The following is a 24,024-nucleotide window of genomic DNA, read 5'->3' as shown; positions in this document are numbered from 1 at the left end:
CATGTCGAAAGCGGTGGCACAGGGCCGTCCGTTCACTTGGCCCCTTGCAGGTCCCGGGCGGTGTCGACGTCCCGCAACATGTCCACAAGCGCGACCTTGCGACCGGCGACCGAGGCCCGCGTGTCGGCTAGAGCGTGCTCCGTGGACCAGCGGACGCCGCGGAACAGTCCTTGCGGAAACTGCCCCGCGTTTTTCACCCCAACCAGCCAGTAACCGCCGTCCTCTGCCGGGCCAAAGACCACCTCTGCCCCGCCCAGGGCGCGGAAGGCGCGCCAGATCGCGGCAGGGGTGATGCCGGGAATGTCGGCGCCGATCACGCAGACCGGACCGGGGGGCGCCGTCCGCATGGCCCGTGCCATGCGCGCCCCCAGATCGCCGCGGCCCTGCGGCAGGCGGGCGAGGTCCTCGGGCCAGCAGCGCGAGGCCATGCCGTCCCGGTCGGGGGATACCGCCAGCACGATCCGCCAGCGCGGATCGCGCAGGCGGCGCAACAGGCGCGCGCATTGGTGCCGGAACCACCAGGCGGCGGCCACGGTGCCGATATCGCGCGCCAGCCGGGTCTTGACCCGTCCCGGGCGCGGTTCCTTGACCATGACGATCAGGGTGCGTTGCATCGTCGGTGTCCCGGCAAGTGGCCCCGGGTCGGATCCGGGGCGGTTTTCCGTCAGGCGAAGTAGTCGCGCAGCATCCGGGTGTAGATCGCCTTGAGCTGATGCACATGCGCGATTTCGACCCGTTCGTCGACTGCATGCATGGTCTTGCCCACGAGGCCGAATTCCACGACCGGGCAGTGATCCTTGACGAAACGCGCGTCCGAGGTGCCGCCGGTGGTGGACATTTCCGGCGTGATGTTGGTCTCGACCGCGACGGCACGCGAGACAAGCTCGGACAGCGGCCCCGGCGGGGTCAGGAAACTCTCGCCCGAGATCTTGATCTGCACTTCGGTGGTGGTACCGAATTCGGCGTCGACCTTCGCCGCCTCCTGGCGCAGCCAATCGGACAGGCCGGCGCCGGTATGGGTGTCGTTGAACCGGATGTTCACCGTGCCGCGCGTCTGCGCCGGGATCACGTTGGTGGCCGGGTTGCCGGTGTCGATTGTGACGACGGCCAGGGTGGAGGGGTCGAAATGATCCGTGCCCCGGTCCAGTTCATGCGAGGCCAGCCGGTCCATCAGCCGCGCCATCGCGTGCATCGGGTTCACCGCGCGGTGCGGATAGGCGGAATGGCCCTGTTTGCCGGTGACGGTGAAATGGGCATTCATCGAGCCGCGCCGCCCGATCTTCATCATCTGGCCCATGTGGTCGGGGCAGGTGGGTTCGCCGACGATGCAGACGCTCATCTTTTCGTCGTGCTCGGACATCCAGTCGAGCAGGGCGGTGGTGCCATCGACGGACTCGCCTTCCTCATCGCCGGTGATGGCCAAGATCAGGGCGCCGTCCGGGGGCGTGTCACGCACGAAATCCACGGCGGCGGCGGCAAAGGCGGCGACACCGGATTTCATGTCGGTGGCGCCGCGGCCATAGAGGAACCCATCCTCGATCTCGGCGCCGAAAGGGGCGTGGGTCCAGTCGTCGGGGTTGCCGATGGGCACCACGTCGGTATGCCCGTTGAAGCCGAAGCTGCGGGCATGGCCCTTGTCGCCCCAGCGGGCAAAGAGATTGGACACGCCACCGCGATCGACACGGGTACAGGCAAAGCCCGCCCCTTCCAGAAGGTCCTGCAAGAGGACAAGGGCACCGCCCTCTTCCGGCGTGACAGAGGGGCATTGCACGAGGCGGGCGGTAAGATCGACCGGATCGGTGGTCATCGGCGGCTCCTTGGGTGTGACGTGGCACAGGGCTACCGCGCCCTGCCGCGCTTGGCAAATGGCGTGGGGCAGGGCGGTGTGCTAGGCCTGTTTCACGCAGGCAAGAGAGGGGCGGCTTGGGCTGGATTGCAGTGGCGGACGCAGGCGGACGCTGGCTTCGGCCGGACTGGAAAGACAGCGCGCCAGAGCGCCTGCTGCCCCGCGGCACGCTGATGGTCGAGATACCGGTCACGCGTGCCCCGCTGCCCGAGCGGATATTGTCGCTTGAGCGTGAGAGCCCTTGGCCGGGAAGCCTGTCACTGACGGCCCTGCCGGGCGAGGGGCTGGCGCTGGTGGTGACGCAGGGTGCCCAACTGGTTCAGGCGGTGCTGCCGCTGGATCTCGACGGGCGCGAGGGCAGCTTGCGGATCACCTATGCCTGGGACAGTCCGGCGCGGCGCGGGCGGTTCGCGGCGGAACGCACCGATGGGACGGTATTGGCGCTGCGCGAGGTCGAGGCGCCCCCGCCGATGCTGGCGGCGGATGCGCAGGGGCTGAATGGCGGGGGGCTGGCGCTCTGTGCGCTCAGCGAGGCGGTCGAACCGCTGGGGCCGGTGCCAACGCTGGCCGCGACGACCCGGGTCGAGACGCCGCAGGGCGCGCGGCCAGTGGACGCATTGGACCGCGCCGACACGGTCCTGACGCGGAGCGGAGAGGCCCTGCCGGTCCTGGCCCGGCTAGAGCGCAGCGTTCCGTCGCGCGGATCGTTCCGCCCGGTGCGCCTGCGATCGCCCTTTTTCGGGTTGCGCGCGGATCTTGTCGTTGCACCGGGGCAAAGCCTGGTCGTCTCGGGGACGGATGTTGCCTATCTTTTTGGCTGCGAGGCGGTGCTGGTGCCCGCCTCGGCCCTCGTGAACGGGCGGACGGCGGTCTTTGAGGACACCGGGCCGGTGGTGACATGGCACCAGCTGCTGTTGCCGGGGCACGAGGCGCTGCTGTCCGAGGGCGCCGGGATCGAAAGCCTCTACGTCGGGCGTCTGCGCCGCCGGCGCGAGGTGCTGCGCCAAACCCTGCTGGCGGAGGTGCCGCCGGGAATGATGCCGGAACATGGCGGCCGGGCGCTGAAGGTGCTGGCGCCCTTCGAGGCGATCACGCTGGCCGAGGCCCGCGCCGCCTGAAGATCAGTCGAAGAAGGGAGAGACCTGCGCCACGATGACGGCGTTTTCCGCCAGGGCGCGATCCATCAGCGCCGCTTCGTCGTCGTCGATCTCATGGCCCTGCGCCTCGCGTTCTTCGCGGGTGCCGTAGCCGGTGACATCCAAGGGCGCCATGTCGGCCTGTTTCAGGATCGCGACGGTTTCGCGCACGGCCTCTGCCTCGTCCACGCCGGAGGCATAGCACATCAGCCCCGCGCCGGTCGCCTTGTCGGGCAGCCCGTCGCCGGACTTGCGGCCGACCTCGACCAGCAGGGTGTAGACCTGTTGCGGTTTCTTGCCCGCCATTTCCGTGCTCCTTCGTGCCGTCACGCGCCGTGGGATGTGCCTTTGCGGGCGGGCTGTCAAGACAGGGCCTGTGGCATTCCGGCCACGGGGGCGTGAGACGTCAGGAAATCCTCACTTGGTCCGAATCGCGGGTCGGCGGTATCAGGGCGCATCCGAAACACCTCGACGGAAAGGAGGGCGCCCATGATGATCGACATGCCAGACGCCCTCGCGGGCCACATCCTTTAAGACCCGAACGCCCCAGCGCGGGGCTGATTTCCCAAGAGCGGCGCGTCATGCGCCGATGGTTTCATGGACAGTTTCCTGACAGATATGCTCACCCGGGCGGTGGGCAGCGATTTCTTTGCCGGTGGCCTGGCGCTGGGCGCCTTCGGGGCCGCGATCGGCATCCTGCGCATGGTCTATGGCATGGTGCGCGCGCAGGCGCGGCGCCGCTGGGCGGTGTCGCTGACCGTCGACAACCGGTCCGAGGCCTACCGGCATCTCTATGTCTGGCTGGACCGCAAGGGCGTGCTGCGGCGCATCCGGCAGGTGCAAGCCACAGGTGTCCGGGCGGGCCGGGCCGAGATCTTTGCCCCCGTCGAAGGGCGGCACTGGTTCCTGCACGGTGGGCGGATGTGTTCCTTTGAACGTGCGCTGCGGGAACAGACCCGTGTCGGCGGCGATGGCGGCCCGATGGAGGTGCTGACCGTGACCATGCTGTTCGGCCGGTCCGAGGTGCTGCGCGGTTGGATCGACGAAGGCGCAGCGATCTGCGCCGCCGAGGAAGAGCGCGCGCCGATCCTGCATGTCCTGCGGGGCGACTGGTGGGACCATGTCTGCGAGATGCCGCGCCGCGCGCTGGACACGATCCTGGCAGAGGACGACCGGATCGAGCGACTGCGCGACGACATGGCCTGGTTCTACGGCAACGAGCAGTGGTACCGGACGCGGGGTGTGCCTTGGCGGCGGGGCTACCTGCTGTTCGGGCCGCCGGGCACCGGCAAGTCCAGCGTGATCCGCGCCCTGGCCAGCGACCTGGGCAAGGACCTGGCCAGCGTCAGCCTGGCAAGCCCCGGGCTGACGGACGAGGATCTGCGCAGCGGCATGGCTTCGGCCCCCAAGGGCGCCTTCCTGGTGCTGGAGGACATCGACGCCAGCTTTGCCGGGCGTGGACAGGGCGAGGCTCGGTCGGGCATCAGCTTTTCCGGGCTGCTCAATGCCATCGACGGGGTGGCGGCACAGGAAGGGCGGGTGCTGGTCATGACCACCAACCACCCCGAGCGTCTGGACCCGGCGTTGATCCGGCCCGGGCGTGCGGACGTCCACCTTGAACTGGGCCCGGTTCCGGCCTCGGTCGCGGCGGATCTGTTCCGCCGGTTCTTCCCCGGCGAAGACGCTCTGGCAGAGCGGTTCGCCGAGACGCTGGGCACGCGCCGGGTGACACCGGCGGCGCTGCAGGGCTGGTTGTTGCGCCATGCGCAGGACCCGGTGGCGGCCTCGACGGCAGAGGGGCTGCTGCCCGGGGCCAAGGCGGTGGCCGCGGAATGAGGGCAGGGGCGCGGTGGAGATGGGACGCGCAAGCCAGCGGCGCCAACGCCATGGGCCGCCGCCCGGAAATGACGTCTCAGCCGCCGACCACGGCCAGGGCGACCGCCCCGCCGTAGATCAGGATCAGAAGCAGGCTTTCCAGCCCGATCTGCGCCGGGCCGTGGCGTTGTCGCAGGATCAATCCTGCCAGCAGGACGGCGGTCATCATCTGACCCGTCACCAGCCAGTAAAGGTCCTGCGTGCCTACCGCGTGATAGAGCGATCCCTCGCGGTAGGCCGTATCGGCGAAGACCAGGAAAAGCGTGTCGAAGGTATTGCCGCCGATGATCCCGCCAAGCGCCAGTTGCAGCGCCCCGCGCCGGGTGGCGGCCAGGGTTGTCACCAGTTCGGGCATCGAGGTGACGACGGCAGTGACCAGCGCGCCCACAAGCGTCGAGCCCAGGCCAAAACGCGAAATCAGCGTTCCGCCGATCTGGCTGATGATCCAGCCGCAGAGGCCCATGACCGCCACCAGCGCGGCAAATCCCAGTGCCGGTTTCAGCGCTGACCGTTGCGGTTCGCTGCTGTCCTCGGGCGTGTCGTTGCGGGTTTCCGGTGTCTGGACCGGCTTCCACATGGGCCGTTCGCGCAGCTTGGCCGTCAGGTGCAGCCCGCCGAGGTAGACCATGACCAGCAGGGGCGACGCCGGGTGAATGCCCCAGAACGCGATGTCCGGCCCGGCGATGGCGGCCAGCGGCAGGCAGAGCAGCAGGATCAGCAGAACAGACTGGAACAGGTTGGCGGGTTCGGCAGCGGCATGTTCGAGATTGGCCTTGCGATAGGTCAGGTCCGCCAGCGCAAGAAACAATGTCTGGGCCGCGATCCCGCCCACGGCGTTTGAAAAGGCAAAAGAGGCATCGCCCGAAGCGGCCGCATTGATCGAGACGATGGTGCCCGCCAGCGATGTCGCCGCACCCAAGAGGACCGCGCCGACCAGGGCCTCGCCCATGCGGGTGCGGTCGGCCAGAACGTCGGCCAGATCGGTGGCGCGGATCGCAGTGATCACGAGCACCGCCGCCGAACCGGCAAAGACCGCCAGAAGCGGCAGGAGAGAAAGGCTGGTGATCATGCCGGGCGGGGGAGGCGTGTTCTGGTCATGCGTCTAGAACCCGCCCGGCTGTCTTAGGTTCCGCGATCAGTCGCGGAGCAGTTCGTTGATGCCGGTCTTGGAGCGGGTCCGCTCATCAACGCGCTTCACGATCACGGCGCAGTAGAGGTTGAGGTTGTTCTTGGTGGGCATCGAGCCCGCAACCACCACGGAATAGGGCGGCACCTCACCCATGAAGACCTCGCCCGTCTCGCGGTCGACGATCTTGGTGGACTGGCCGATGAAGACGCCCATGCCGAGGACCGAGCCTTCGCGCACGATCACGCCCTCGACGACCTCGGAGCGGGCGCCGATGAAACAGTTGTCCTCGATGATTGTCGGGCCGGCCTGCATCGGTTCCAGCACGCCGCCGATGCCGACGCCGCCCGACAGGTGGACGTTCTTGCCGATCTGCGCACAGGAGCCGACGGTGGCCCATGTGTCGACCATCGTGCCCTCGTCGACATATGCGCCGAGGTTCACGAAGGAGGGCATCAGCACCACGCCGGGCGCGATATAGGCGGATTTGCGAACGATGCAGTTGGGCACCGCGCGGAAGCCGCCGTCTTTCCACTCGGTGTCGCCCCAGCCCTTGAACTTGCTGTCGACCTTGTCCCACCAGTGGCCGCCCTGCGGGCCGCCGTCCTGCTGTTCCATGTCCTTGAGCCGGAAGCCCAGCAGCACGGCCTTCTTGGCCCATTGGTTGACGTGCCAGTCGCCATTCTCCTGGCGTTCGGCCACACGCAGCTTGCCGCTGTCGAGCGCGTTCAGCGTGTCCTCGATGGCTTCGCGGGTTTCGCCGCCGGTCGAGGGCGTGATCTCGGCGCGGTTTTCCCAGGCAGCCTCGATGGCCGTTTCAAGTTGTGCGTTGGACATGCGGTCCTCTCCCCACGGAAATATCGTTCCGAAGCCCTATAGCGGCCTTGCCCGGGTGGGACAATCCTAACCGCTGCCGCAAGGGCAGGGAGGGGCGGAGCGCCTTCAGCCCAGCGGGTCGGGGGCGATGTTGCCGCCGCAGACCAGCACCGCCACGCGCTCATCCGGTTCCGGCACGTAGGCCCCGCAGCGCAGGGCGGCGAGCGCGGTGGCGCCGGCCGGTTCCACAAGCAGGCGGTGGGCCTGCCAGAGCGCGCGTTGCGCGTCGAGGATCGCGGCATCGGGGACGGTGATGACCGGCGTGTCGAACTGCTGTGCAAGGCCGAAACAGATGTCGCCAATGCGCCGCGCCCCCAGCGCGTTGGCCGCGACACCGGACACCGCCACGTCCACCGGTTTGCCTGCCGCTCGCGCGGCCTCCAGCGCATTGCAGGGGACGGGTTCGACGGCAACGATCTTGTGGGCCCCCTGTGCCCAGGCCAGCGCGCCCGCGATCAGGCCGCCACCGCCGACGGCGATCAGAACCGTGTCGGCCTCCAGTCCCTGCGCCTCCCATTCGCGCAACAGGGTGCCTTGTCCCGCCACGGTCAGCGGCGCGTCATAGGCGTGGATCTGCATGGCCCCCTGTTCCTCTTCGTAGCGGCGGGCCATGTCCAGCGCGTCGGCGTATTCACCGGGCACCACGGTCAGCTCGGCCCCGGTGCGTTCGATCAGGGCGATCTTGGCCGGGCCCGCGATTTCGGGGACGAAGATGCGCGCCCGGTGGCCCAGCCTTTGCGCGGCAAAGGCGACTGCCGCGCCGTGGTTGCCCCCGGAGGCCGCGACGACCCCGCCTGGCGGCACATCCGAGGCGCGCAGGGTGTTGAAGGCGCCGCGCGCCTTGAAACTGCCGGTGTGCTGGCATTGTTCCAGTTTCAGGCCAATGTCGCGGTCCCACAGGGCGTCGCTGTGCATGACCGGGGTGCGGACCGTGTAGCCTGCGATCCTGCCGGCGGCGTTTTCGATTTCCGATGTCCAGTCCATGTGCGGTCTCCTCCGGCAGTGGGCGCTGCCGGGCCGCGAGGGCACGCGGCAACTGGCGCTTCGGACCGGCAGGCTATAGTTCTGAGAAGAGGCGAACAAGGAGCCGCGACATGAAAGAAGACCGCCGCAGCCCGCTGCGCGACGCCAACCTCGACCGCAGCACGGCCGAGCACGTTCCGCAGACCCCGCAGACGCAATCGCCCAGCTATCGGCTGGCCTTTGCGGACGTGGATTTCATGGGGCAGGAGGAATTGCGCCCGGTGCGTCTGCAACTGGAACTGCTGAAGTTCGAGATGCTGATGGACCAGTACCAGATCGACTCGACCGTGGTGCTGTTCGGTGGCGCACGCATTCCCGCGCCCGCCGACAAGGACAAGGCGCGGACGCAGACTCTGGCCGACCTGTCCCGCTTTTACGACGAGGCGCGCGAGTTTGCCCGGCTGATGACGCGCAAGTCCAAGGAGACCGGCAACCGCGAATATGTCGTCTGCACCGGCGGTGGCCCGGGCGTGATGGAGGCAGGCAACCTCGGCGCCCATGAAGAGGGCGGCGTGTCCGTCGGCCTGAACATCGTGCTGCCGCATGAACAGGCGCCAAATGCCTATGTGACGCCGGAACTGGCCTTCAACTTTCACTACTTCGCCATCCGCAAGATGCATTTCCTGATGCGGGCCAAGGCGATTTGTGTCTTTCCCGGCGGCTTCGGCACGCTGGACGAACTGTTCGAGACGCTGACCCTGATCCAGACCGGCCGGATGCAGCGGGTGCCGATGCTGCTGTTCGGGCGCGAGTTCTGGGAGCGGATCATCAACTGGGATGCTCTGGCCGATGCGGGGACGATCAGCCACGAAGACCTGGACCTGTTCCGCTATGTCGAGAATGCGACCGAGGCGATGGAGATCATCGAAACCTGGGGGCCGCTGGACGCGCGGACGGACATTCCGGACCGCTGACGAATGCGGACGGGGCGGGCCTGACGGTCCGCTCCGGACGGGTCAAACTGACTGTGCGGCCTCGTCCAGGTCCGCCTTTTCCACCCAGCGCAGGATGACGGCGCGTGCGGCATTTTCGTCTTGGGTTTCGATCGCCTGGCGCAGATCCTTGAGCACGGTGGCCATTTCGAACTCCGAGAGGAAGCTCTCCTGCGCACGCAGGATCTTGGTGTGCGGCGTGGTCAGCATGTCGGGCGAGATCAGCAGCTCTTCGTGCAGTTTCTCACCCGGGCGTAGGCCGGTGATCTTGATTTCGATGTCGCCGCCCGGGTTGTCGTCGTCACGGACCGAGAAGCCCGCGCCCTCGATCATCTGGCGGGCCAGTTTACGGATCGGGACCGGGTCGCCCATGTCCAGAACGAAGACGTCGCCGCCACGGGCAAAGGACCCGGCCAGCAGGACGAGGCGCGCGGCCTCGGAGATCGTCATGAAAAAGCGCGTCACCTGCGGATCGGTCAGGGTGACGGGGCCGCCGCGGGCGATCTGTTCCTCGAAAAGGGGGATGACCGACCCGGAAGAGCCCAGAACGTTCCCGAAGCGTACCATCGAGAAACGGGTACCTGGGGTGCGTGCGGCCAGATCCTGGATGACAAGTTCGGCCAGGCGCTTGGAGGCGCCCATGACGTTTGTCGGGCGCACCGCCTTGTCGGTCGAGACCAGGATGAACCGGTCGACCCCGGCAGCACGAGAGGCCTCTGCCAGCACCTTGGTGCCCAAGACGTTGTTGCGCAGGCCCGTCATGACGTTGCGTTCGACCAGTGGCAGGTGCTTGTAGGCGGCAGCGTGCAGGACAACGTCGATGTCATGTTCGATCAGGACGTCGCGCATCAGCTGTTCGTCCAGCACAGAGGCCAGAACCGGCACGATTTGTAGCCCGTCGCCGATGTCGCGCAGTTCCTTGTCGATGTTGTAGAGCGCCAGTTCCGAGTGATCGACCAGCACGACACAGGCCGGTTTGCAGGCGATCAGCTGGCGGCAGAGTTCGGACCCGATGGAGCCGCCGGCACCGGAAACCAGAATGCGGCGGCCGGAATAGACATGGCTGACGCCTGGCAATTCGCTTTCCAGTCGGTTGCGCCCCAGCAGGTCCTGGATCGAGACGGGGCTGACCTGCTTGCGGATCTCGCCCTCGCCGACCATCGCGGCAAACGAGGGCAGGGCGTGCACCTCGCAGCCGATATGGCGCAGTTTATGTGCGATGCGGGCCAGCGCGGGCTGGCTGATCGACGGCATGGCCAGGACGACCCGGTCGATGTCCTTGTCCAACACGAGTTTCTTGAGGCTGGAAGGGGCATGCACGCGGAGACCCGAGACCATGAGGCTTTGCAGGGTCGGGTTGTCGTCGACGAAGGCAACCGGCAGGATCGCCTCGTCGTGGCGGAGCGCCGCGACCAGTTGCTGGCCGGTCTGCCCTGCGCCGTAGATAAGCACCCGCATCCGGTCCTTGCCGTGACGATAGACATACAGCGTGAACTGGCGCAGGGCGATCCGCCAGGTGGCCGACATGACCAGAAGCAGCAGCCCGAAGATGACAAAGGTGCCCAGGGCCAGACCGCCGTCCATGGCCGCATTCAGGACCAGGCCCAAAGCCGCCAGCAGGCCGGCGTAGGTCGCGGTGTGGATCACGCCGCGCATTTCATAGGCGTTGAGGGTGATGCGCGTCAGTCCCAGCCACCAGCCCAGGCCCACCGCCGTGACATTGAGGATCAGCACCAGCGGCAAGAGGTCCGAGACGGTCGTGCTGTCGGGGGTGACGGACGCGGAAAGGATAAGCGCCGCGAACAAGGCAAGCGGGACGACGATCGCGTCCATCAGGATGAAGAGTGCCTGTTTCTGCGCCCGGGACAATGCCGTCACGATCTTGTAGAACATTCAGCTCTGTCCCTCGCTGATGGCCTGTGAAGCTTATACCCGGAGGCGATCCATTTAGACGTGTGTCAATTTGGGTGGGTTCGCCTGTTACGAGTGCTCCGTTTTCTTAACTCATAGGTTACCGAACACCAATCAGGCAAGCTGCTTATTTCTGCAGTTGCGAGTACCGGCGGATTATCTCCTGTCCCGCGTGCCGGATTTTTGGGCGCATTCCGACGGTTCAGGCGGTCCTTTGCGCGGTTCTGAAGCGTTTGTGACGGCGATGGGGGCTTTCGCCCATGCTGCACCTGCGATACATACCGCGCCAGTCCGCCGGCGGGGCATTCCGCCTGTGTCCGGCGGCGCAGATCCAGAGGAGGGCCAGATGGGCTACCGTATTGTCGTCGTAGGCGCCACGGGCAACGTGGGCCGCGAGATGCTCAACATCCTCGCCGAACGGGCGTTCCCCGTCGACGAGATTGCCGTGCTTGCGTCGCGAAAATCGATGGGCACAGAGGTGAGCTTTGGCGACACGACCCTCAAGACCCAGGACCTTGCCACCTTCGATTTCACCGGCTGGGACATGGCGCTGTTTGCCGTGGGGTCGGGCCCGACCAAGGAGTTCGCGCCCAAGGCCGCGGCGGCGGGCTGCGTCGTGATCGACAACTCGTCGCTCTACCGCTACGACCCGGACGTGCCGCTGATCGTGCCAGAGGTGAACGCCGACGCCGTGATGGGCTATACCAAGAAGAACATCATCGCGAACCCGAACTGTTCGACCGCGCAGATGGTCGTGGCGCTCAAGCCGCTGCATGACCGGGCCAAGATCAAGCGTGTCGTCGTCTCGACCTACCAGTCGGTGTCCGGTGCCGGCAAGGAAGGCATGGACGAGCTGTGGGACCAGACCAAGTCGGTCTACAACCCCACCGACGAGGTCGCGCCGAAGAAGTTCCAGAAGCAGATCGCCTTCAACGTCATTCCGCATATCGACGTCTTCATGGAAGACGGCTCGACCAAGGAAGAGTGGAAGATGGTCGCCGAGACCAAGAAGATCGTCGATCCGTCGATCAAGGTCACGGCCACCTGCGTGCGGGTCCCCGTCTTTGTCGGGCACGCGGAGTCGATCAACCTGGAATTCGAGGACTACCTCGATGAGGATGAGGCCCGTGACATCCTGCGCGAGGCGCCCGGCATCATGGTGATCGACAAGCGCGAGGACGGTGGTTACGTCACGCCGGTCGAATGCGTCGGCGACTTTGCCACGTTCATCAGCCGTATCCGCCAGGACTCGACCATCGAAAACGGTCTGAACCTGTGGTGCGTCAGCGACAACCTGCGCAAGGGTGCGGCGCTGAACGCCGTACAGATTGCCGAGGTGCTGGGCCAGAAGGCGCTGAAGAAAGGCTGAGTCTCCAGATATAGAGACATTTAAAACCCGCGCGTTCTGCGCGGGTTTTTTTTATGTCAGATGAGTTGCCCCTTGTGGTGCTGCATCGCTTTGGGTGCACGCAAAGGGTTATTGCAGTATCTGCCCTATCCAACCTTGGCGTGCGCAGAGCTGATCTTGTGGCTTGCGTTGCGCGCAAATCCTTGACTCAGGTACGTTTTTGCCCAACCGTTGACATATTTCGACGCCACGATTTTATCACCGCCAAGGAGTGAAAGGATGTTTCGTACTGCCATTCCCCAGGCCAGTTGGCCGATTATTTCCCGCAGACCTGGCCTGCCCAGGCCCCTCGACAGCGAAGCGCTGTCACTCTTGCGATTGTTCCTGACACCGATCTTCGAACGGGCTTCGGGCTGGCAGGGCCTTTCGGAACAGCTTTCGCGCAAGGGATTTCGACTGGCTTTTCGCCAGGGTCACATGGTCATCCTGAACGACGCGGGCGAGGGGTTGTGCACCGGCTCCGACTTGGGCGTGCCGCTGGCCAAGCTTGCGGCCCGGATGGGACGGCCCTGCGTGCGAGCGCATCGCACCGGAGACACCGGAGAGTTGGACCTGCCCCGCGTCGCGGCGCGGACCGCCCGCACCTGAGGGCTGCGGAAACGAAAAGACCCGGACGCGGTGTGCGGCCGGGCCAGGAGCCAGAGTTTCCCGGGATGGGGTCAGACCGGGACGAATTGACCGGACTGGCCGTCCAGGTTCTTCAATTCGCCACTGCCGATATCGACCCATAGACCGTGCAGACCCAGCTTGCCTGCCTCGACGGCTTCGCGCACGAAAGGGAAGGTCATCAGGTTGCGCAGCGATACGGAGACGGCTTCGCGTTCGAGGGCGTGGGGCATGTCCACATCGCCTTTGAGCGCCTCGTAGCCGGGCCGCAGGATGTCCATCCAGCGCCCGACGAAGCTGCCGGTTTCTTCCAGCTCGGGGGCGCGCCCCTCGCACATGTCCAGGCAGCCCTGCACGCCGCCACAGTTGGAATGGCCCAAAACGATCAGATGCGCGACCTTCAGCGCCGTGACCGCGTATTCCACCGCCGCCGAGGTGCCGTGGTGCTGGCCGTCGGGTTCGTAGACGGGCACCAGGTTGGCGATATTGCGGTGAATAAAGAACTCACCCTGGTCCGCGCCGAAGATCGACGTCACATGGACACGCGAATCGCAGCAGGAAATCACCATCGCCCGCGGCCGCTGGCCCTCGTCGGCAAGTCGGCGGTACCACGCGCTGTTTTCCGCATGCGTAGTGGCCTTCCAGCCATGATAACGCTGCAGAAGAAATCCTGGCAGGGGGCGTGCGAATTCCATGAAATCCTCCGGTCGTCGCATTGGTCCAGTTCAACTACGATGAATTCAGCGGAAATTCGAGCGAAAACACATCTCTGGAATAACCTTTTGAGAACCCCGCTGCGGGCATGTTGCCGCCTGCGTGGGGCACTTGAATGGGGTGAGATGTGAAAGAGGTTACCTATCTGGCACCGGCAGAACGGCCCGCCGTTGATCCGGCACAGATCGAAACGCTGTGTACGGATCTTGGCAGACCGGCGGCCGAGGACGTGGTTTGCCGTGCGATGGAGGAATTGGCGCAGCGCATGTGCCATATCCAGACACAGGCCGTGAAAGGGCCGCGCGAGGACATGCACAAGGGGCTGCGCGCCCTGGCGGCGATCGCTGACCAGATCGGCCTGTGCTCGCTGAGCGAGGTGGCCCATGACGTCATGGCCTGTATCGAACTGGGCGACGCGGTGGCCGAGGCGGCGACATTGGCCCGGTTGGCGCGGGTGGGCGAACGCTCGTTGACCGAACTCTGGGATCTCAACGAGTTCACCGTCTGAACGGGACGATCCCGTGGCGTGAAATCCGCTTGCGGCGGACGGCGCAGGCAATAGGCTGGCGGCATCTTTCTACAGGAGCCTGCATGCCCGTGTCCTTTGCCACGCCCGATACCGCCACCCTGCCGCTTTACGTGATCGAAGCCGATGCCTTGCCGGCCTGGCTGGACGGACAGGATGCGCCGACGCGCGCCTGGGTCGAGGCCAGCGGCTTTGCCGGTGGGCTTGGCTCGGCGTTGATGCTGCCGGGGCCGGATGGCGCGCCGGTAGCGGCGCTTGCAGGCTTCGGCAATGCGGATGCGCGCGCGCGCCATCGGTTCCCGCTGGCCGGTGCGATCCCGGGGCTGGCGCCAGGCAGCTACAGGATCGCCTCGGGCCTGCCGCCGGAACGCGCGCCGATCGAGGCACTGGGCTGGCTTTTGGCCGGGTATTCCTACGATCGTTACCGTGAACAGGGCGGGCGTGCCCGAACGCTCGTCGCGCCCGAGGGCGTCGAGGCCCGCCGTATCGAAATCCTGGCGGAAGCCGAGGCGCTGACCCGGGATTTGGTGAACACCCCGGCGTCGGACATGGGCCCCGAGGCGCTGGAGGCCGAGGTGCGCGACCTTGCCAGCCGGTTCGGTGCCGAGGTTGCGGTCGTCGCGGGCGACGATCTGCTGTCGGCAGAGACATATTTCCCGATGATCCACGCGGTCGGTCGCGCTGCCGGTCAGGCGCCGCGGCTGATCGACATGCGCTGGGGCGCTTCGGGGCCGATGCTGACGCTGGTCGGCAAGGGGGTCTGTTTCGACACGGGCGGGCTTAATCTGAAACCCGGCGGTTCCATGGGGCTGATGAAAAAGGACATGGGCGGAGCGGCCAATACTATCGGGCTGGCGCAGGCGATCATGGCGCTGGACCTGCCGGTGCGCCTGCGCCTGTTGGTCCCGGCGGTGGAAAACAGCGTGTCCGGCCACAGCTTCCGCCCCGGCGACATCCTGCCCTCTCGAAAGGGACTGACGGTCGAGATCAACAACACCGACGCCGAGGGGCGCCTGGTGCTGGCGGACGCGCTGGCCTATGGCGACGAGGAAAAGCCCGACCTGATGATCTCGATGGCGACGCTGACCGGGGCGGCGCGCGTGGCCGTGGGGCCGGATCTTGCCCCTTTCTACACCGATGCAGAGGATTTCGCCGGGGCGCTGGCCGGGGCCGCCCCCGGGGCTGCCGACCCGGTCTGGCGGATGCCCTTCCACGCGCCCTACGAGATGATGATCGAACCCGGCATCGCCGATCTTGACAATGCGCCCTCGGGCGGGTTCGCCGGGTCGATCACTGCCGCGCTCTTCTTGCGCCGCTTTACCGGGCAGGCCGCACGCTATGCCCATTTCGACATCTACTCCTGGCAACCCAAGCCCGAGCCGGGTCGCGCCAAGGGCGGGCTGATGCAGGGACCACGAGCAATCCTTGATGCGCTGCCGCAGGTGCTGGGCCTCTGATGGACCGCCGGCTGACACCCTGCAATGGCCGGGTGGCCCATGTCTCGCTGCAGGGGCAAGTCGAGGCCCCGCGTTTTGTCGAGGGTGAAGTGCAAACGGTCACCACGCCCGTCGCCGACCTCTTGGCAGGGATTGGCGGAGCGCGGGACAGGCAGCTTCTGCGCGGCGACCTGTTCCGGGTGCTGGAACTGCACGAGAGTTGGGCCTTCGGCTTTGCCGAGAAGGATGGATATGTCGGCTGGATCGACCCGATGAACCTGGCCGGCGCACCGTCCGTGGCGCCGACCCACCGGGTGATCGCCGCGCGTAGCTATGGCAAGTCCAGCCCAGGCTTGAAGACGATGGGCACGATCACGCCGCTGTCTCTGGGCGCGCGCCTTGCAGTGACCGAAGAGCAGGACGGTTGGGCGCGCGTCGCCTGGTCGCGCGGACCGCTGTCGGAGGACCTCTTTGTGCCGGTCCAGCATCTGGCGCCGGTGGAGAGGTCCGAAACCGATCCCGTCGCGGTGGCCGAACGGCTGGTGGGCTCGCCCTACCTCTGGGGGGGCAACAGCAGCGATGGCATCGACTGCTCGGGCCTCGTCCAGATCGCGCTGCACGCCTGCGGCATCGATTGTCCCGGGGACAGCGACATGCAAGAGGCGCTGGGCCGCGCCCTGCCCTCCGCCACTCCTCCTGAACGCGGCGACCTGATGTTCTGGAAAGGCCATGTGGCCTGGGTCGCGGATCGTGACAGGCTGGTCCACGCCAATGCCTTTCACATGTCCGTCGCCTACGAACCCATCACAGCGGCCATCTCTCGCATCCAGCACCAGGGCGATGGTCCCGTCATCCGACACGCCCGCTTGACCAACTGACCGCCTCCTGTCTTCTTCTCGGTGAACAATACCCCGTGGAGGGCGAGGGGCTGGCCCATCGCCGCCGCAACGACTGGAGCCTGCAATGTCCGACCCGTTCTTTCACCCCGTCTCCGGTTTCGACCTGCCGCGTTTTGCCGGTGTTCCCACCTTCATGCGCCTGCCCCACCTGACGCCGGACCATCCAAGGTTTAAGGACGTTCAGATCGGCCTTGTCGGCGTGCCCTGGGACAGCGGCACCACCAACCGCCCCGGTCCGCGTCACGGCCCGCGCCAGTTGCGCGATGCCTCGACCATGATCCGCGCCCAGCACGCGGCGAACGGGATGCGCCCGTTCGAGGCGGCCAATTGCGCCGATCTTGGCGATGTCGGGCCGAACCCGGCGGATATCCCCGACAGCATGGCGCGGATCACGGCTTTTTATGCGCAGCTGCGGCCGGCAGGCATCCGGCCTCTAACGGCGGGCGGCGATCACCTGACCTCGCTGCCGGTCCTGCGCGCGCTGGCCAAGGACGGGCCGCTGGGCATGGTGCATTTCGACAGCCACACGGATCTGTTCCACAGCTATTTCGGTGGCACGATGTACACGCACGGAACGCCCTTCCGCCGCGCGGTCGAAGAGGGGTTGCTGGACCCGAAACGGGTGATCCAGATCGGCATCCGGGGCACGATGTACGACACCGAGGATCGGGATTTCGCCGCCGCCAACGGCATCCGCATCGTCCCGATCGAGGAGTTCTTTGCCCGGGGCGTCGCCGAGGTCATGGAAGAGGCGCGGGCCACCGTGGGCAGCGCGCCGTGTTACGTCAGCTATGATATCGACTTTGTCGATCCGACCTTTGCGCCCGGCACCGGCACGCCGGAGGTGGGCGGGCCGAACAGTTACCAGGCGCTGCAGGTCTGTCGCGAACTGGAAGGGCTGGACATCGTTGGCGCCGACCTGGTCGAGGTCTCTCCGCCCTTCGATCAGGCCGGCGGAACCGCCTTCCTGGGCGTGTCGATCATGTTCGAACTGCTTTGTGTGATGGCTGCAGGACGCAACTGACCGTCAGGGCAGTTCTGGCGTCATTCCATCGGGCTGTCGTTCCAGATATCCCAGTAAAGATACCATTCGCCGTCGTCGCTCTTTTTCCAGACAACGACGTACTTGCCGCCGATGTCGACCATGCCGCCGTTTCCGTCCGGGGCCTTGGCGGTCCAGACACCGTCTTCCATCGCAATGTCGTCGGTGAGTTCTTCGACCGCGACGCTGGTCAGCCGGAGGTTGGTGACCCCGGCGTCGATGAGACCGGTCCAGAGCGCCTCGGCTCCGGCGCGGGTCTCGACCCGATCCATGTCGTTGGGCAGCAGCAGGGCGTCCTCGGTATAGAGTGCGGCGGCGGCGGTTCCGTCTCCGGCATCAATGGCCGCTTCCAGCGCGTCGGCGCGGGCATCGATTGTGGCCTGTAGCGACATGTGGGATGCTGCGAATGCCTGGAACGGCAGTGCGGCCACGAACAGGGCCGACAGGGAAATAGGTTTCATTTAAGCCTCCCAATAAAAATTGATATGAAACGGACCCGTCCGGCGGGCGGCACTGGCAATAGCCTACCATACCATGAATTTGGGGTTGTGTCCTGCGCGCGGCCCGTGGAGCCGTATCGTGATGCGGGAGAACGCGAAAACCTCGGATAATCACCCCGACGACAAACGCACCCACATTTTTTGGTCCTGCGCGCGTCCGATCTCGGCTCTGGAATTGGAATTCAGCCGTATCAGTCGACCGGGCGGATCAGCTTGCGCTCCAGCACGCGCAGCACGGTCTTGAGGTCGTGGCCGCGTTTCAGGACCTGACCCTCCATCCCGTAGACCGCGTATTCGCCCTGTTTGTTGCGCAGCTTCGGGCGTTTCTCGATCCGGTAAAGCGGGTGTTCGGCGGTGCGGCGAAAGACCGAGAAGACGGCCACCTCGCGCAGGCTGGAAATCCCGTAGTCGCGCCATTCACCGGCGGCGACCATGCGTCCATAGAGCGATAGGATGACGTTGAGCTCGGCCCGCTGAAAGGCGACCACCTCATGCGCGGACCCCTGGCCGGGGAAGGGCGTCAAGCTGTTCATGCCCTCAGAGTTGCGCCCTTCGTCCAATAAATCAAGGGGGTGGATGGTGGCTCAGAAATTACTTGACCGACTGGTCGGTTTTGGGCAGTGTCGCGCCACCGAGGGAGGAGCGAGATGACACCGCAGCAACGTGCCGAGCGTGCGGCCGAGGCCATGTATGCCAAGGATACCGCGGCGCAGGAAATGAAGATGCAGATCGAGGCGGTGGGTCCCGGTCGGGCCGTGCTCTCGATGGAGGTGCAGCCGGCGCATCTGAACGGCCACCGCATCTGTCACGGCGGGATCATCTTTACCCTGGCCGATACGGCCTTTGCCTATGCCTGCAATAGCTACAACACCCTGACCGTCGCGCAGGAAAACCAGATCACCTTTCTGGCCCCCGGCCAGCTGGGCGAACGGTTGACCGCTACGGCCGCGGAACAGGCATTGGCGGGCCGATCGGGCGTCTATGACGTGACCGTGACCGGCGGGGACGGCCGCAAGGTGGCCCTGATGCGTGGCCTGTCGCGCACCGTGAAGGGCCAGCATTTCCCAGAAGACGAATTGATCCAGGAAGATCGCGCCTGACGCGCCAGCACTGCCGGAGGAGACCAGATGGAAGACCTCACCCCGTCCAAGGACAGCCTTGACCCGATCGAGATCGCCTCGCGCGATGAGATTGCCGCCCTGCAGTTGCAGCGGATGAAGTGGTCGCTGCGCCATGCCTACGACAACGTGCCGTTCTACAAGCAGAGCTTTGACGCGGCCGGCGTGCATCCGGATGACCTGACCTCGCTGGCGGACCTTGCCAAATTCCCCTTCACCGTGAAGACCGATCTGCGCGACAACTATCCCTTCGGCATGTTCGCGGTCCCGCGTGAGCAGGTGCGGCGCATCCACGCCTCGTCCGGCACCACGGGCCAGCCGACGGTGGTGGGCTACACGGAAAGTGACCTGGAAGCCTGGGGGACGGTGGTCGCGCGCAGCCTGCGGGCGGCAGGGCTGAAACCCGGCGACGTGCTGCACAACGCCTATGGCTATGGTCTGTTCACCGGTGGCTTGGGCATTCACTTGGGCGCCGACAAGCTGGGCTTGTCCACCGTGCCGATTTCCGGCGGCATGACCCAGCGCCAGGTGCGCCTGATCGAGGATTTCCAAGCCACGGGGATCACCGTCACGCCCTCATACGCGCTGTCGATCATCGACGAATACGCAGCGCAGGGCCGCGATCCGCGCAAGTCACCGCTGAAGGTGGGGATCTTTGGCGCCGAGCCCTGGACCAACGCCATGCGGCTGGAGATCGAAGAGGCCTTCGACATGCATGCCGTGGACATCTATGGCCTGTCCGAGGTCATGGGACCGGGCGTGGCGAATGAATGCGTCGAGACCAAGGACGGACTGCACATCTGGGAGGACCACTTCTACCCCGAGATCATCGACCCGGAGACGGGCGAGGTGCTGCCGGACGGCGAGCTGGGTGAGCTGGTCTTTACCTCGCTGACCAAGGAGGCCTTTCCGGTGATCCGCTACCGGACGCGCGACCTGACGCGCCTGTTGCCCGGCACGGCGCGCTCGATGCGGCGGATGGAAAAGGTGACAGGGCGGTCGGATGACATGATCATCCTGCGCGGCGTCAACGTCTTCCCGACCCAGATCGAGGAACAGCTGATGACGGTCAAGGCGCTGGCGCCGCATTTCCAGCTGGAACTGGACCGGGTCGACCACAAGGACGTCATGAAGGTTGTCGTCGAACCCTGGCCGCATTCCGTCGAAAGCGGGGCCGAGGCGGCGCGCGAACTGGCGGCCAAGGTCAAGCAAGTGGTCGGCGTCACCGTCAAGGTTCAGGTGGCAGAGCCTGGCGGCGTGGCCCGCAGCCAGGGCAAAGCGGTGCGGATCGTCGACAACCGGCCCAAGGCCTGAGGGCCGCCGGGCGACGCTTGCCGGGCCTTGCGGCCCGACGTCGCCCCGCCCACCGTCCCTCGAAAGGCGCCTGCGGCGCCTTTTTCCGTCCTTGACCAGGGGCGTCGAGTTTCCGATTGGCGACAAGACGGCGGTCTGCGGGCCTGAAATCCGACGCAACAGATGCAAAAACCGACTTGCCGAGTCCCTGACCCTGCCGTAGACGCGTCCGTGGGACACCCCTCCCCAACGAGGGGCATCTATCTGGAAGGTTAGCACAGCTATGGCACCCCAAGCACCGGCATCGCGGCCGGCTAATCCGCGTTTTTCTTCTGGCCCTTGCGCCAAGATCCCCACATTCACGCTCGACAAGCTGTCCGACGCCGCCTTGGGCCGGTCGCACCGCGCCGCCGTTGGCAAGGACAAGCTGAAAGCGGCCATCGAAGGCACGCGCGAGCTTCTGGGCATCCCGGCAGACTACAAGATCGGCATCGTTCCCGCGTCGGACACCGGCGCGGTTGAAATGGCCATGTGGTCGATGCTGGGCGCGCGCAAGGCGACGATGGTGGCCTGGGAAAGCTTTGGCGCCGGCTGGGTGTCCGACGTGGTCAAGCAGCTCAAGATCGACGCCGACGTGCTGGAAGCCGGCTATGGCGAGATCGTCGACATGGCGGCAATCGACTATGACACCGACGTTGTCTTTACCTGGAACGGCACCACCTCGGGCGTGCGTGTCCCCAGCGGCGACGTGATCCCGGCAGACCGTCAGGGCCTGACCATCTGCGACGCCACCTCGGCGGCCTTTGCGCAGGACCTGCCGTGGGACAAGCTGGATGTGACCACCTTCTCCTGGCAGAAGGTGATGGGCGGCGAGGCCGCGCACGGCATGTTGATCCTGTCGCCCCGCGCCGTCGAACGACTGGAAAGCTATACGCCGGCGTGGCCGCTGCCCAAGATCTTTCGCCTGACCAAGGGTGGCAAGCTGATCGACGGCATCTTTACCGGCGCGACGATCAACACCCCGTCGATGCTGGCGGTCGAGGATTACCTGGTGGCGCTGGACTGGGCGCGTGAAATCGGCGGCCTGTCGGCGCTGATGGCCCGTGCGGATGCAAATGCCAAGGTGATCTGGGATTTCTGCGATGCGCATGACTGGATCGCCAACCTGGCAGAGGATCCGGCGACGCGCTCGAACACCAGCGTCTGCCTGAAGTTCACCGATGACCGCATCAAGGACGGTGCCAGCTTTGCCAAGGCCGTGGCCAAGCGGCTGGAGGCCGAAGGTGTGGCGCTGGACATCGGCGCCTATCGCGATGCCCCGGCGGGCCTGCGCATCTGGTGTGGCGCCACGGTGGAAACCTCGGACATCGAGGCGCTGATGCCCTGGCTGGAATACGCCTTCGAGGCAGAGATCGCGGCGCAAGCGCAAGCCGCTTGACAGGTGCGGCGGGAAACTCCCCGCCCCGCCAAATTTCCAGACCTATCAATTCGCGTAGGGCGGGGGTCACCCCGCCTCTCCCCGCACATCCAAAAGGACCAGACACATGGCTCCCAAAGTTCTCGTCTCCGACAAGCTCTCGGAAACCGCCGTCCAGATCTTTCGTGATCGCGGCATCGATGTCGATTTCCTGCCCGACGTGGGCAAGGACAAGGAAAAGCTGGCCGAGATCATCGGTGATTATGATGGCCTTGCCATCCGGTCGGCCACCAAGGTGACGCCTTCGATCCTGGAACATGCCCACAAGCTCAAAGTGGTGGGCCGCGCCGGGATCGGCACCGATAACGTCGACAAGGAAGCGGCGTCGAAAAAGGGCGTGATCGTGATGAACACGCCCTTTGGCAACATGATCACCACTGCCGAACACGCCATCGCGATGATGTTCGCCTGTGCCCGCCAGATCCCCGAGGCCAGTGCCTCGACCCATGCGGGCAAGTGGGAGAAATCCAAGTTCATGGGGGTCGAACTGACCGGCAAGACCCTGGGCGTGATCGGCGCGGGCAACATCGGCGGCATCGTCTGCGACCGTGCGCGTGGCCTGAAGATGAAGGTCGTGGCCTACGATCCCTTCCTGTCGGAAGAGAAGGCCGACAAGATGCAGGTGGAAAAGGTCGAAGATATCGATGACCTGTTGAAGCGAGCCGATTTCATCACGCTGCACGTGCCGCTGACCGACCAGACCCGCAATATCCTGTCCAAGGAGAACCTGGCCAAGACCAAGAAGGGCGTGCGGATCATCAACTGTGCCCGTGGCGGGCTGGTCGACGAGGCGGCGCTGGCAGAACTGATCAAGTCGGGCCATGTGGCCGGCGCGGCCTTTGACGTCTTTGCCGAAGAACCGGCCAAGGAAAACCCGCTGTTCAACCTGCCCAACGTCGTCTGCACGCCGCACCTTGGCGCCTCGACCAGCGAAGCGCAGGAAAACGTCGCCCTGCAGGTGGCGGAGCAAATGTCGGACTACCTGCTGACCGGCGCGGTGCAGAACGCGCTGAACATGCCCAGCGTCACCGCCGAAGAAGCCAAGGTCATGGGCCCCTGGATCAAGCTTTCCGATCACCTGGGCAGCTTCATCGGCCAGATGACCGACGAGGCGATCAAGGCGATCAACATCCTCTACGACGGCGAAGCGGCCACCATGAACCTGGAGGCGCTGAACTGTTCGCTGATCGCGGGCATCATGAAGTCGGTGAACCCCGAGGTGAACATGGTTTCGGCGCCGATGGTGGCGCGTGAGCGTGGCATCAAGATCTCGACCACCAACCAGGAACAGTCCGGCGCTTTCGAGGGCTACATCAAGGTGACGGTCGTGACCGAAAAGCGCGAACGCTCGATCGCCGGGACGGTGTTCAGCGACGGCAAGCCGCGCTTCATCCAGATCAAGGGCATCAACATCGACGCTGAGGTTGGTCGCCACATGCTCTATACGACCAACAACGATGAACCGGGCATCATCGGTGCGCTGGGTCACACGATGGGCAAGAACGGCGTGAACATCGCGAATTTTACACTCGGCCGCAAGGATGCGGGCGGCGAGGCCATCGCGCTGCTCTATGTCGATGAGCAGGTACCGGCAGAAGCCCGCGCGCAACTGGCGGAAACCGGCCTTTTCAACCAGATCAAGCCGCTGGAATTCGACGTGGCCTGATCCCGGCCCCAGGCCTGATAGTCCTGACCCTCTCCCGCGCGCCGGGGGAGGGTTTTTCTTTCCTTGGGTCAGCCCTGTGCCCGGTACTCTGCGATCAGTTCTTCGAACTGGTCCATTGGCGGCCATGCCTCGTAGCTGTGCTGCGCCGGGATCTCGGCCCAGGGCAGGCGGGCGCTGGTCATGGTCTCGATGAATGGGGAAAACCAGCCGGTGTCGTCGAACATCGTCGGGCGGACGTTCACGAAGGCATCGATCCCGGTGATCCGGGTGAACATCCAGCTCATGCAATGCGGACAGGCCATGTGGTCCTGATCGGGGCCGTGGGTGCCGCATTCGACCGGCGTGCCCCGTGTCACTTCCAGCCCGTCCGCTGGGACCATGACGGTCAGGGAAAACGCGCTCGAGGACATCCTCTGGCAGCCCCGGCAATGGCAGGCGGCAGTCATCAGGGGCGGCTTGGTGATCCGGATGTGGACCTGGCCACAACGGCAGGACCCGTCGAGGGGCAGGGGAGGCATCGGCATGGCGTTTCCTTGGCTGTTTCCTGGCGGCACCCTAGGCGCATCCCGCTGATCCGGCCAGAGATCCGGTGCGACTGGTCCGGCCTCGGGGAA

Annotated in this window: 24 protein-coding genes; 13 read left to right on the top strand and 11 right to left on the bottom strand. The window is 65.6% G+C overall.

What is annotated here, in order from left to right; genetic code table 11:
- Positions 1-32: 32 nt before the first annotated feature.
- Both ACQY5B_RS21960 and dapE read right to left on the bottom strand, forming a co-directional pair.
- Positions 33-614 carry a TIGR04282 family arsenosugar biosynthesis glycosyltransferase gene (locus ACQY5B_RS21960; protein WP_306043588.1) on the bottom strand — a complete coding sequence of 194 codons (582 nt, stop codon included), beginning with the start codon at positions 612-614 and terminating at the stop codon, positions 33-35.
- 50 nt (positions 615-664) lie between these two features.
- Positions 665-1,807 (bottom strand): succinyl-diaminopimelate desuccinylase, encoded by a 1,143-nt coding sequence (gene dapE / locus ACQY5B_RS21955; protein ID WP_420327398.1) that lies wholly within the window; start codon positions 1,805-1,807, stop codon positions 665-667.
- A gap of 116 nt (positions 1,808-1,923) precedes the next feature.
- Here dapE and ACQY5B_RS21950 point away from each other — a divergent pair, with 116 nt between their 5' ends.
- The gene (locus ACQY5B_RS21950) at positions 1,924-2,964 is read left to right on the top strand and encodes a Hint domain-containing protein (protein ID WP_420327400.1); all 1,041 of its coding nucleotides are present in this window, start codon (positions 1,924-1,926) and stop codon (positions 2,962-2,964) included.
- A 3-nt stretch (positions 2,965-2,967) separates the two neighbouring features.
- Here ACQY5B_RS21950 and ACQY5B_RS21945 read toward each other — a convergent pair whose 3' ends face one another.
- On the bottom strand, positions 2,968-3,288 hold the full coding sequence (locus tag ACQY5B_RS21945; protein ID WP_172431155.1) for a DUF8846 family protein: 321 nt from the start codon (positions 3,286-3,288) through the stop codon (positions 2,968-2,970).
- A gap of 291 nt (positions 3,289-3,579) precedes the next feature.
- Between ACQY5B_RS21945 and ACQY5B_RS21940 the strand changes: the two genes are divergently transcribed.
- Complete coding sequence (locus tag ACQY5B_RS21940) at positions 3,580-4,818, top strand: AAA family ATPase (RefSeq protein WP_420327401.1); 1,239 nt, start codon at positions 3,580-3,582, stop codon at positions 4,816-4,818.
- A 76-nt stretch (positions 4,819-4,894) separates the two neighbouring features.
- On the opposite strand, the gene ACQY5B_RS21935 is transcribed toward ACQY5B_RS21940, so the two are convergent.
- The 3 genes from ACQY5B_RS21935 to ACQY5B_RS21925 form a co-directional block, all read right to left on the bottom strand.
- Positions 4,895-5,926, bottom strand: a complete 1,032-nt coding sequence (locus tag ACQY5B_RS21935) for a sodium:calcium antiporter (protein ID WP_420327402.1) — start codon at positions 5,924-5,926, stop codon at positions 4,895-4,897.
- 66 nt (positions 5,927-5,992) lie between these two features.
- Positions 5,993-6,820: a 2,3,4,5-tetrahydropyridine-2,6-dicarboxylate N-succinyltransferase gene (gene dapD, locus ACQY5B_RS21930; protein ID WP_305967971.1), complete on the bottom strand. Its 828-nt coding sequence runs from the start codon at positions 6,818-6,820 to the stop codon at positions 5,993-5,995.
- 105 nt (positions 6,821-6,925) lie between these two features.
- Complete coding sequence (locus ACQY5B_RS21925) at positions 6,926-7,843, bottom strand: threonine/serine dehydratase (protein WP_420327403.1); 918 nt, start codon at positions 7,841-7,843, stop codon at positions 6,926-6,928.
- A gap of 110 nt (positions 7,844-7,953) precedes the next feature.
- Between ACQY5B_RS21925 and ACQY5B_RS21920 the strand changes: the two genes are divergently transcribed.
- Complete coding sequence (locus tag ACQY5B_RS21920) at positions 7,954-8,796, top strand: LOG family protein (RefSeq protein ID WP_305967973.1); 843 nt, start codon at positions 7,954-7,956, stop codon at positions 8,794-8,796.
- Positions 8,797-8,838: 42 nt separating this feature from the next.
- On the opposite strand, the gene ACQY5B_RS21915 is transcribed toward ACQY5B_RS21920, so the two are convergent.
- Positions 8,839-10,707: a polysaccharide biosynthesis protein gene (locus ACQY5B_RS21915; RefSeq protein WP_420327404.1), complete on the bottom strand. Its 1,869-nt coding sequence runs from the start codon at positions 10,705-10,707 to the stop codon at positions 8,839-8,841.
- Positions 10,708-11,071: 364 nt separating this feature from the next.
- Here ACQY5B_RS21915 and ACQY5B_RS21910 point away from each other — a divergent pair, with 364 nt between their 5' ends.
- Together ACQY5B_RS21910 and ACQY5B_RS21905 are read left to right on the top strand one after the other, a co-directional pair.
- Positions 11,072-12,094 carry an aspartate-semialdehyde dehydrogenase gene (locus ACQY5B_RS21910; RefSeq protein WP_305967975.1) on the top strand — a complete coding sequence of 341 codons (1,023 nt, stop codon included), beginning with the start codon at positions 11,072-11,074 and terminating at the stop codon, positions 12,092-12,094.
- A 258-nt stretch (positions 12,095-12,352) separates the two neighbouring features.
- Positions 12,353-12,721, top strand: coding sequence for a hypothetical protein (locus ACQY5B_RS21905; protein ID WP_305967976.1), 369 nt, complete (start codon positions 12,353-12,355; stop codon positions 12,719-12,721).
- A 71-nt stretch (positions 12,722-12,792) separates the two neighbouring features.
- Here the strand turns inward: ACQY5B_RS21905 and ACQY5B_RS21900 are convergent, their stop codons facing one another.
- Positions 12,793-13,434 carry a carbonic anhydrase gene (locus ACQY5B_RS21900; protein WP_420327405.1) on the bottom strand — a complete coding sequence of 214 codons (642 nt, stop codon included), beginning with the start codon at positions 13,432-13,434 and terminating at the stop codon, positions 12,793-12,795.
- Positions 13,435-13,580: 146 nt separating this feature from the next.
- Between ACQY5B_RS21900 and ACQY5B_RS21895 the strand changes: the two genes are divergently transcribed.
- The 4 genes from ACQY5B_RS21895 (at position 13,581) to speB (ending at position 17,338) form a co-directional block, all read left to right on the top strand.
- Entirely contained in the window at positions 13,581-13,961 is a 381-nt protein-coding gene (locus ACQY5B_RS21895; protein ID WP_305967978.1) for a hypothetical protein, read from the top strand.
- An 83-nt stretch (positions 13,962-14,044) separates the two neighbouring features.
- Positions 14,045-15,436 carry a leucyl aminopeptidase family protein gene (locus tag ACQY5B_RS21890; protein ID WP_420327407.1) on the top strand — a complete coding sequence of 464 codons (1,392 nt, stop codon included), beginning with the start codon at positions 14,045-14,047 and terminating at the stop codon, positions 15,434-15,436.
- Positions 15,436-16,293 (top strand): C40 family peptidase, encoded by an 858-nt coding sequence (locus ACQY5B_RS21885; protein WP_420327409.1) that lies wholly within the window; start codon positions 15,436-15,438, stop codon positions 16,291-16,293. Before ACQY5B_RS21890 ends, ACQY5B_RS21885 begins: the two co-directional genes overlap by 1 nt.
- 85 nt (positions 16,294-16,378) lie before the next feature.
- Positions 16,379-17,338, top strand: coding sequence for an agmatinase (speB, locus tag ACQY5B_RS21880; RefSeq protein ID WP_420327411.1), 960 nt, complete (start codon positions 16,379-16,381; stop codon positions 17,336-17,338).
- Positions 17,339-17,358: 20 nt separating this feature from the next.
- Here speB and ACQY5B_RS21875 read toward each other — a convergent pair whose 3' ends face one another.
- Both ACQY5B_RS21875 and ACQY5B_RS21870 read right to left on the bottom strand, forming a co-directional pair.
- On the bottom strand, positions 17,359-17,817 hold the full coding sequence (locus ACQY5B_RS21875) for a YybH family protein (RefSeq protein ID WP_420327412.1): 459 nt from the start codon (positions 17,815-17,817) through the stop codon (positions 17,359-17,361).
- 230 nt (positions 17,818-18,047) lie between these two features.
- Complete coding sequence (locus ACQY5B_RS21870; protein ID WP_219510148.1) at positions 18,048-18,389, bottom strand: DUF2794 domain-containing protein; 342 nt, start codon at positions 18,387-18,389, stop codon at positions 18,048-18,050.
- A gap of 114 nt (positions 18,390-18,503) precedes the next feature.
- Here ACQY5B_RS21870 and paaI point away from each other — a divergent pair, with 114 nt between their 5' ends.
- The 4 genes from paaI to serA all read left to right on the top strand — a co-directional run bounded on the left by paaI (position 18,504) and on the right by serA (position 23,410).
- Positions 18,504-18,956, top strand: a complete 453-nt coding sequence (gene paaI, locus ACQY5B_RS21865) for a hydroxyphenylacetyl-CoA thioesterase PaaI (protein WP_305967983.1) — start codon at positions 18,504-18,506, stop codon at positions 18,954-18,956.
- Between the two features lie 27 nt (positions 18,957-18,983).
- The gene (gene paaK / locus ACQY5B_RS21860; RefSeq protein WP_420327414.1) at positions 18,984-20,288 is read left to right on the top strand and encodes a phenylacetate--CoA ligase PaaK; all 1,305 of its coding nucleotides are present in this window, start codon (positions 18,984-18,986) and stop codon (positions 20,286-20,288) included.
- A 262-nt stretch (positions 20,289-20,550) separates the two neighbouring features.
- Positions 20,551-21,705, top strand: coding sequence for a phosphoserine transaminase (locus ACQY5B_RS21855; RefSeq protein ID WP_420327415.1), 1,155 nt, complete (start codon positions 20,551-20,553; stop codon positions 21,703-21,705).
- A gap of 106 nt (positions 21,706-21,811) precedes the next feature.
- Complete coding sequence (serA, locus tag ACQY5B_RS21850) at positions 21,812-23,410, top strand: phosphoglycerate dehydrogenase (RefSeq protein ID WP_305967986.1); 1,599 nt, start codon at positions 21,812-21,814, stop codon at positions 23,408-23,410.
- A gap of 68 nt (positions 23,411-23,478) precedes the next feature.
- Here the strand turns inward: serA and ACQY5B_RS21845 are convergent, their stop codons facing one another.
- Positions 23,479-23,934 (bottom strand): GFA family protein, encoded by a 456-nt coding sequence (locus tag ACQY5B_RS21845; RefSeq protein WP_420327417.1) that lies wholly within the window; start codon positions 23,932-23,934, stop codon positions 23,479-23,481.
- Between the last annotated feature and the right edge of the window lie 90 nt (positions 23,935-24,024).

This window comes from Antarctobacter sp., from assembly GCF_965277915.1.
Lineage (GTDB): Bacteria > Pseudomonadota > Alphaproteobacteria > Rhodobacterales > Rhodobacteraceae > Antarctobacter.
Note: the sequence above shows the minus strand (reverse complement) of the source record. Positions and strands in the feature narration are given on the sequence as shown.